6 protein-coding genes are annotated in these 8,182 nt (G+C 43.7%); 1 reads left to right on the forward strand and 5 read right to left on the reverse strand.

All coding sequences use genetic code 11. The annotated features are described in order from the left end of the window. From F6K37_RS26455 to F6K37_RS26475, 5 genes are all read right to left on the reverse strand, one after another. The coding region (locus tag F6K37_RS26455) for a condensation domain-containing protein (RefSeq protein ID WP_287253313.1) at positions 1-2,269 on the reverse strand (2,269 nt) is incomplete at its 3' end. Positions 2,270-2,375: 106 nt separating this feature from the next. Then, positions 2,376-3,107 (reverse strand): sulfotransferase family 2 domain-containing protein, encoded by a 732-nt coding sequence (locus F6K37_RS26460; protein WP_287253316.1) that lies wholly within the window; start codon positions 3,105-3,107, stop codon positions 2,376-2,378. A gap of 165 nt (positions 3,108-3,272) precedes the next feature. After that, entirely contained in the window at positions 3,273-4,763 is a 1,491-nt protein-coding gene (locus F6K37_RS26465) for a sulfotransferase family protein (protein WP_287253318.1), read from the reverse strand. A gap of 21 nt (positions 4,764-4,784) precedes the next feature. Next, a complete protein-coding gene (gene hemW / locus F6K37_RS26470; RefSeq protein ID WP_287253320.1) occupies positions 4,785-6,077 on the reverse strand; it encodes a radical SAM family heme chaperone HemW in 1,293 nt (430 codons plus the stop codon). 56 nt (positions 6,078-6,133) lie between these two features. Continuing rightward, entirely contained in the window at positions 6,134-6,424 is a 291-nt protein-coding gene (locus tag F6K37_RS26475; RefSeq protein WP_287253323.1) for an acyl carrier protein, read from the reverse strand. A gap of 570 nt (positions 6,425-6,994) precedes the next feature. Here F6K37_RS26475 and F6K37_RS26480 point away from each other — a divergent pair. After that, a partial coding sequence (locus F6K37_RS26480; protein WP_287253325.1) for a class I adenylate-forming enzyme family protein occupies positions 6,995-8,182 on the forward strand: 1,188 nt, incomplete at its 3' end.

The following is an 8,182-nucleotide window of genomic DNA, read 5'->3' on the forward strand; positions in this document are numbered from 1 at the left end:
CTAAAGGTGACGGTTGACCCAAACTTAACGCTGTATAAATTCTGGACAACTCCTTGAGGAAAATTCCCCTCGACCAGCCATCAAAGGCGATATGATGGACGTTCAACAGCAGAATATGCTTCTGCTCCGACAGCTGCAAGATACTTGCCCGCACTAAAGGTGCTTGTTCTAAATCAAATGGTTGATTTGCAGACTCTGCTGCCAACTGTTGCACTTGCTGGGATTGTTCTGATTCTGATAATTTCCCTAAGTCGATTACCGGCAAAGCCAGTTGACATTCAGGCTCGATCACTTGTCTTGGTATTCCTCCCCCTGACTTAAAGTAAGTACGCAAGACTTCGTGGCGATTGATTATTTCTCTGAAGGCTCCACAGAGGGCATCTATGTTCAGTTCCCCATTTAGCTGCCAAACCATCGGACTATTGTAGGCAGACAGATCCCCTTCAAGTAGTTGGTTCAGAAACCACAATCTCTGTTGGGCAAAACTTAAGGGCAAATCTTGCTGGCGAGATACGGTCGCGATCGCTGGGACTATGGGGAGTTGCTCAGAAGTTTCACGAATTCTGTTGAGTTGTCCCTCTAGCTCTGCTACTGTGGGAGCTTCAAGGATAATGCTTAGGGGGATTTCTACCGCGAAGGTTTCTCGCAATCTGGAAATTAATTGAGTAGCTCGTAGGGAATGTCCCCCTAGCTCGAAAAAGTTGTCGTGGATTCCTACCTGTTTGATTTCCAAGACAGATGCGTAGATGTTGGCCAGCAACTCTTGAAGTGGTGTCTGGGGGGGCACAAAAGAAGCTGATTGCCTCGGGTTTAGTTCAGGTGCAGGTTTGGGATCGGGTTTGTTATACAGAGGTAAACTAGCTAGATGTAGGTCCCGATTGGCCACCAACTCTTCTAGGAGGGTCTGGAAGTTGTCCAGCATCTGCTTAATTGTAGACTCTTTAAACAAATCCGTTTTGTAGCGCAGTATTCCGATTAGTTGTTCGCCTTTCTCCTTCATGGATAGGGACAGATCGAAGTTAGCTATCCCCTCTTCCATCTCCACAAGACTTACCCTAATCCCTGCCATTTCTTGGGGCTTACTAGGAACATTTTGTAGGGCAAACATGGTTCTAGAAAGGATTGTACTAGGTACTCCCACCGACTCTACTAGCTGCTGAAAAGGCAAATACTGGTGTTCGGTTGCCCCTAGGGTCACTTTACTTACTCGACTCACCAATTCTCGAAAACTGGGGTTTTTCCCTAGGTCAGTACGTAGAAGAACTAGATTACTGAAGTAGCCGATTAGCTTTTTAGTTTCCATTTGTTGGCGACCAGCTACGGGCGAACACAGGATCAGATCTTCTTGCCCTGAATATTGGTAGAGCAAAGTCTTAAACGCCGCTAGCAAAATGACAAACAGAGAAACTCCTTCGTTATATTGAAGGGCTTTGAGCGCTTCCGTTAGGTCTTTGGATAGTACCAGAAATTGAGCTGCCCCACGATAGTTGGGTACAGTTGGAGGCGAGTAGTCAGTAGGTAAATTGAGGAGGGTAATCTTGCCCTGTAGCTGTTGCTTCCAGTAGTCAAGCTGAGACTGCATCACCTCCCCTTGTAGCCATTGCCGTTGGCATTGGGCAAAGTCTACATACTGGATGGGCAGTTCCGGAAGTGGTGAGGGTTTGCCTGCGCAGAAGGCTTCGTAGAGTTTTGCTAACTCCCGTATAAATACAGTATCAGACCAGATATCGTTGATAATATGGTGGATTGTACGCAGGAGTACATGTTCCTTCTCAGCAAGACGCAGCAATTTAAGCCGTATTAATGGTCCTTCTGCTAAGTCGAAGGGTTGCTGGGCTACTTCCTTAGACAGTCGGTAGACTTCTTCTTCCTGTTGTTGTGTTGGCAATCCTTCCAGGTCTATTAGTGGCAACTCTATAGCTCTCTCTGGGGAAATAACCTGGATTGGCTGTCCATTAACCGTAGGAAATGTAGTGCGTAGGATTTCGTGTCGTCGGACAATTTCCCCTATACTTTTCTCTAGAAAAGCTAGATCAAGCGCTCCCTGGAGACGAAAAGCTGCCCGTAGGTTATGGACGGGGTTTCCTGGCTGCAACTGCTCGATTAACCACAGTCGTTGTTGGCCAAAGGAAAGGGGTAACTTGCCATTTCGCCCAATTGGTTTAATTGAAAAAGCTTGATTTTTTGACTTGATATTAGTTCTAATAGATTTCCAGAAGCCTGAAGTTTTTTTGGCTGGCTGGCTTGAATCATTAACCTTTTGTGACATGACTATATAGATATTTGCTATAGGTTTAACTATATATAGTTTTAAGCGATCGCTATTTATAAATTATTGAAGCTATACACAACACTAATCAAATCAAAGTGCGCGTTTAATTATTTACAAATATATTTTTTTTAGAGATTGTTTTTTGGAGAGTATCTCCTTGTTGACTTTCAGAATAGTAGCCATCAAAGGTGTAGCCAAACAAATCAATATCTTCCTGGCAGTATTCTCCTACTAGTTTTTTGGTTTTTTCATTGTAATATGACCGATAGTCTCTATGAATTGTTTTGTTTAAGTGAGGCAGAGAGGCATCAATGCTGAGAACTTTACAAATATAGTCGAAGTCTTGAGCTAAAGTTTCATACCTACCAACAAAATCAACTATTAGCTTGCCATCAGCGTCAGTAATAACATCCTTTTGCAACTTGGTTGTTCCCTTGGCGAAGGGATTTTTGGTTTTGATTACCCACTCTAGATATTCCTCGAAACTTCCCATTGACTTAACCAGTTTATGTCTGATATGGGTTGTTTCTTTGAGGATAAAGTGATAATAGGATACTTGCCAGTCCCAGGGATTTCTAACAAAAGCAAACTTATAGAAGCTGTTAAATACTTCCTCATCTAGTTCTTTCTTAGCATCCCTTGCTTTTGCGTGTAAAAGAGAAGACTGCCACATTTCGTAAAAGAGGTTGGGTTTGTAACCTAAATTCTTAGGAGGACGAGCTATCTTAAATTTTTCTGGTTCACGAACATAGTCTTTGAGGGCTTCTCTAATACTTAAACCAGCTACTTTACTGATATGAAAAAAAATAAACTTGTGACTGTATGATAATATCATCGCTGTTTTATTCTGTTTGTTGTTTCGGGTGCATCTCATTTTTGCCGTTTGGGTGGTGCGTTACGGGACGGATTGTCCTAACACTTGCTACCGAGGAAATAAGGGCTCGCCCGTCCCTAACGCACCCTACCAACATTTACAAAAGTGAAATGCACCCTTTGTTTCCTACTGTTCCCTAGAGAGTTTATCCTTATCTTCATATCCCAAATCAAATGATACAGGTAATACTTTGGCAATTTCCCTTTCATTTTTACGCCATTTATCGGGAGATGGTGCAGACAAGGTTAAGCGAGAAATGGGCAGGGATTGGGAAACCACTTGCTCGATCTTGCTATCCCAAGTCAATCCAGCAAATTCGCTAATTGCTTTTATAGTTTTGGCTGGCTCCCGAACTAAATCCCAATAGCGCACTAGACACCAAGAAGAGGCAGGTAAAGCTTGGAGGTCTTCCCAAATATAGGTATTAGCTATATTCCACTGATAAGCGGCAATTTCTGCTAGGCTACAGTTTTTTAGGGATAGCCATCCTGGGGTTAAAAGGAAAGACCACTCCCTAAAAGGCCAGCCAGGAAGATTTTTATAGGCAACAAAGCGTCGCGATCGCCAGCCTTCCATGATGCTACTGATATTGTCTTGGGGATCTCGATACAGATAGATAAAGAGCGCTCCGGGAAATACGGCTTTGAGGAAAGGAATGCGTAGGGCATTCTTAGGAGTTTTCTCCAGAAATCGCACCATTCTAGGGCGCTGGTTAACTGGAAGTTCAAGGTAAGCTCGTCTGTCGCGATCGAGCAACTGCCTAGCAAAGCGCTCTCGTAGAGTTGAACAAATGTCAGGAAGGGCATCCGCCTCAATTAGTCGATTAGAACTAAAATTTCGGGTTGAAGGATGAAGTTCTGGTATCCCTTCAATAGTCTCGTGGCTTTCGGAGGCAATTGTCCACAACTCGGGAAACTGGGATAAGGTTTCAAACAACAGAGTACTGCCTGCCCTTGGAGCACAGACAATAAAAAGGGGCTTCTCAAATTCCGGAGATGGGAAATTCTCCTCAAGTACTTTGAGTTCCAGCAACTGCTGCGTTATAGTTACTAGCTCCCCTTCTGTTATTTCCAATTCTGGAGGCAGGCTATGGCCTACTTCAGCTAGGGTTGAGGACGAACGGAAGAACTCCAGAATCTGGGCATGTTTCGGCATACTTACCAGCTGCTGAAAACCTTTCTGAAGTTCTAGATTGTCTACAACTTGATAGCGAGCCTCCCCATGAAGCTTGGACTGAGCTTTAAGCTTTTTCCTCGCCAATGCCAACGAGCCTTTGGTAATCCTTTTAGTGACAGGAGGGTTCGAGGTTGACAACATCGAACTGATAACTTCGATGGCCTTTTTGCCCTTCCCCGATTGGGGGAGCCACTTATTCGCTTTAGAGGCGATTTGTTCCTTAAAATCCAGAATTAAATCTCGGTAAGTTAACTCCCCAGAGCTGTACTCTCCAAATCGAGAAAATGCCTGTTCCCATCGGCAGCTAAATTCTTTAAGTTTGTGACTTAGTTGCAGCAGCTCCTCCGGAGATATAGGAGAGCTTTGTGCATCAGCAAGGATTTCAGCAGTCCAATTGCCAATCTCTTGGGGGGTCAAGACCTCACAATCACAGGATTCCATAGGCTTTATTCGATAAGTCCCTTATCGAGATATTTCCTTGAGAGACTCAGATAGAGTATGTCCGACGTAGTCTCCATAAAGAATACCTTTTGATGTCAGCTCGATCGCGTCGTTAGATACTCTCACAAAATCTTCTGCTTCCAGTTCTCTCAAAGTTGAAGCACAGAGTTTTTCCAATTTTAAGCCGTAGCGGTTTTTAAATCCCTTCAAATCTAGACGCAATAGCTTCATGCCCAACAAAACCTCTCGAACCATCCGATCCAAACTGGTGAAACGGTAGCCCCGAGTCAATGGCAGTTGGTCCCCCTCAACAATAGTGGCATATTTGTCTAAGTCGCTGGTATTTTGCAACAGGGCACCATCTAGACAGCCAAAGGCCGATACGCCAAAGCCATAAAAATCTATCCCCCGCCAAATACTGGTGGTGTACTTACTTTCGTCGCAGCCATCTTTGGTATAGGTGAAAAAGCTCCAGGGTAGGTAGTTAGCTTTTTCAAACCGCTCCATGGCATATCGCATAAATTGCAGCTCTTGCTCCTCGGAGGGTAAATTCACCGTCTCTTGTCTAACCCCGAGCTTAAAGACTTCTGTGTTGGCAAAAGCTTCCATTTTATAAACGGTGATACTTTCTACCCCCGTATCCAGAGCGCATTCGACACTTTTAGCCCAAGTTTCTTCTGTCTCTCCTGCCAAGCCGCTCAACAAATCGATATTAATCGTCCATTTTCCCTGACCTGCTTCCTGGGCAATGTCTATCGCCCTATAAGCCTGTTTTTCATCGTGTCCCCGTCCGCTCAGCTTAATAATATCGCTGTCAAACGATTGCACGCCCATGCTCAGACGAGTTACTCCTAACTGAGCGAGGGTTTCCATTTTTGAGCGAGAAACCGTTAGAGGTTCGGCTTCCAGAGAAAATTGCTTTTTGCTCTCAAAATGCTTGAAGTTTTTGTGGAGTGCCTCTACTATTTTCTCAAATTGATGCTCCACTAACAAGGACGGAGTTCCGCCACCAAAATACACTGCATGAATTGGTCTGTTTCCTAGATCGAAGCGATCGCTAACCATTTCGATCTCTCGACAAAGGGCATCTATATATCCTTCTACTTCGGGTTTGTATTCTTTCAAGTCTAAGGTTTTGTAGTAGCAGAAAGAACATCTTTGGGTGCAGAAGGGAATATGCAAGTATATGGACAGAGGCTTTTCTGATAATTTTTCTTCCAGAGCTGCTTTTTTCCAATGGCGAAAAGATGGATAGTTGGGAATTAAGGGAAGCCTCTTGGGTTCTAGCTTTGTACGTTGAGCAGTAGCGACCATAAGTTTGATTTTTTCCTTAATTGAGGATTTTTTTTTCGACGACTTACGATTAATAATTAACTATTAATAACCGATACGGCTTCCTTTTTTGAAGATACCATTTTAGTTGAGATAAAATCTGCCAAAACTTTGAGATTACTAAAATATTCAGGGTTCAGTTCCGAGTCAGAAAACTCCACTTCGAAATGTTTCTCGATTAAAGAAATTAGTTCAACGGTAGCAATGGAGTCGAATTCCAGACCATCCTCAAATAAAGATAAATTTTCGTCAATGTCTTCTAACTTGATATTGACATCCAGCTCTTCAGCAATAATTTCTTTGAGTTGATTAACTATTGTTTCAGACATGGTTAAGGCCAAAAAAAATGGTGAATCCAGTAGACTTTTATCCCTGATGGCCTGACACATTTATCGAATTCGCCAAAAACGAGCTTTGAGCTGTGAATAGCAGAACACAGACAAAGCAAGGCTTTGAAGGACTTGTGTCAGGCGGTCAGGATCAATATTATCATATCCCCGTCAATAATACTATCAATCAGAGATGATTTGGTCAACACCCTAAATATTTAATTTTTTTTTTCACTTTTTTTACCCATATCGCAATACAATAGTGCTTGGGTTTTCAACCGAGAAAATGCCTTGAATAATGGCTGGGTTCACGGCTTTCTATCCTATGTGTTCAGCTTCCTTGAAAGCCACAGATAAGTGATTATGAATTGGCAAGGGGGTTTTCAGCCGCGCAGACACTAAGTCAACGGCTTTTGCGGTTACAATCTTATGGGATTTGTGATTTGGTTATTGGATCAGCAACGCCCCATCTTCAACCACTTGAATGAGGTTTTATATTTGCAAGTGCCTACAGTTACAGGATAAGTATAATACCAGAGGATATTGGCATAATATTAAGATTGATGAACCATGAAGATTTTTGATCAAGTTACGAGTTCTGCTAATACACGAACACACCTACTGACAGATGGAATTCTAAGTTGCTCCTACCAAGAAATTCCAGAGATTTTTGACAGAATTCAGAAGCATTTTAGCAAGTGGGGAATTAGCAAGGAAAATGGCCTTGCCCTCGAATGTGAAAATTCCCTGCCCAATGCCCTAGTCTTGCTATATTTGCTTGAAGTGGAGTCTAGTGTCTTTTTGCTGCCTAAGGTAGTTGGCGGTACTGAACTTAGTAAGTCGCCCCTTCCGCAATTCTGCCGTTACCGTGTGGTGACTGAGAGTGGTAGCACAGTTGATTTGAGACATCCGGAACAGTTTTGCCATCTGGTGGAAAATGAAGGGTGGATTGGCACTGGCGATCAGGCTAATCATGTCAGTCCAAAACTCTATTTGCGGACATCAGGGAGTACAGGAAAACCCAAAATAGCGGTACATTCCCACGCCAAGTTAATGGGGAACGCCCTCAACTGTGTTAATAGGTTAGGACTCGAAAGCAACGACCGCATCGCCATACCTGTTCCAATTTTCCATATGTACGGCTTGGGAGCAGCCTTCTTACCTGGGGTGGCAGTTGGAGCATCTATTGACTTGCAGCCAAAGTCTAATCTACTAAGGTACTTGCAGAGAGAAAGAGACTTTAATCCTAATGTAGCCTTCATGACCCCAACTTTCTGTGAAACGTTACTCAAAGGGCGTAAGTCTCCAAGGAAATACAAACTGACTGTGGCAGCGGGCGATCGCATGAGAGAAGATACCTTTGCGCTCTATGAATCTCACATGGGCTGCTTAGTGAAATTGTATGGCAGCACGGAAATGGGAGCGATCGCAGCCGCCAGTCTCCAAGAACCGAGTGAAGTTCGCTCCCAAACCGTCGGAAAACCCATGCCTGGAGTGCAGATGCGTGTGGAAGAAGGAACTGGTGAATCCGGTGAATCCTTTGAAGGAATGGAGGGTGTTGGCGAACTCTGGTGCCAGCACGAATCGGGTTTTGAAGGGTATGTTGATGACAAAGGAAATCCGGTTGTTCAGGATACCCAAAATAATTGGTTCAAAACTAAAGATTTAGGTCGAATCTGGGCAGATGGTCATCTAGAAGTGTTGGGAAGGTGTGACCACAGCGTCAACAGAGACGGACTGCTGGTACTCTTTTCTGAT

This window comes from Moorena sp. SIO4E2 (assembly GCF_010671945.1).
Lineage (GTDB): Bacteria > Cyanobacteriota > Cyanobacteriia > Cyanobacteriales > Coleofasciculaceae > Moorena > Moorena producens.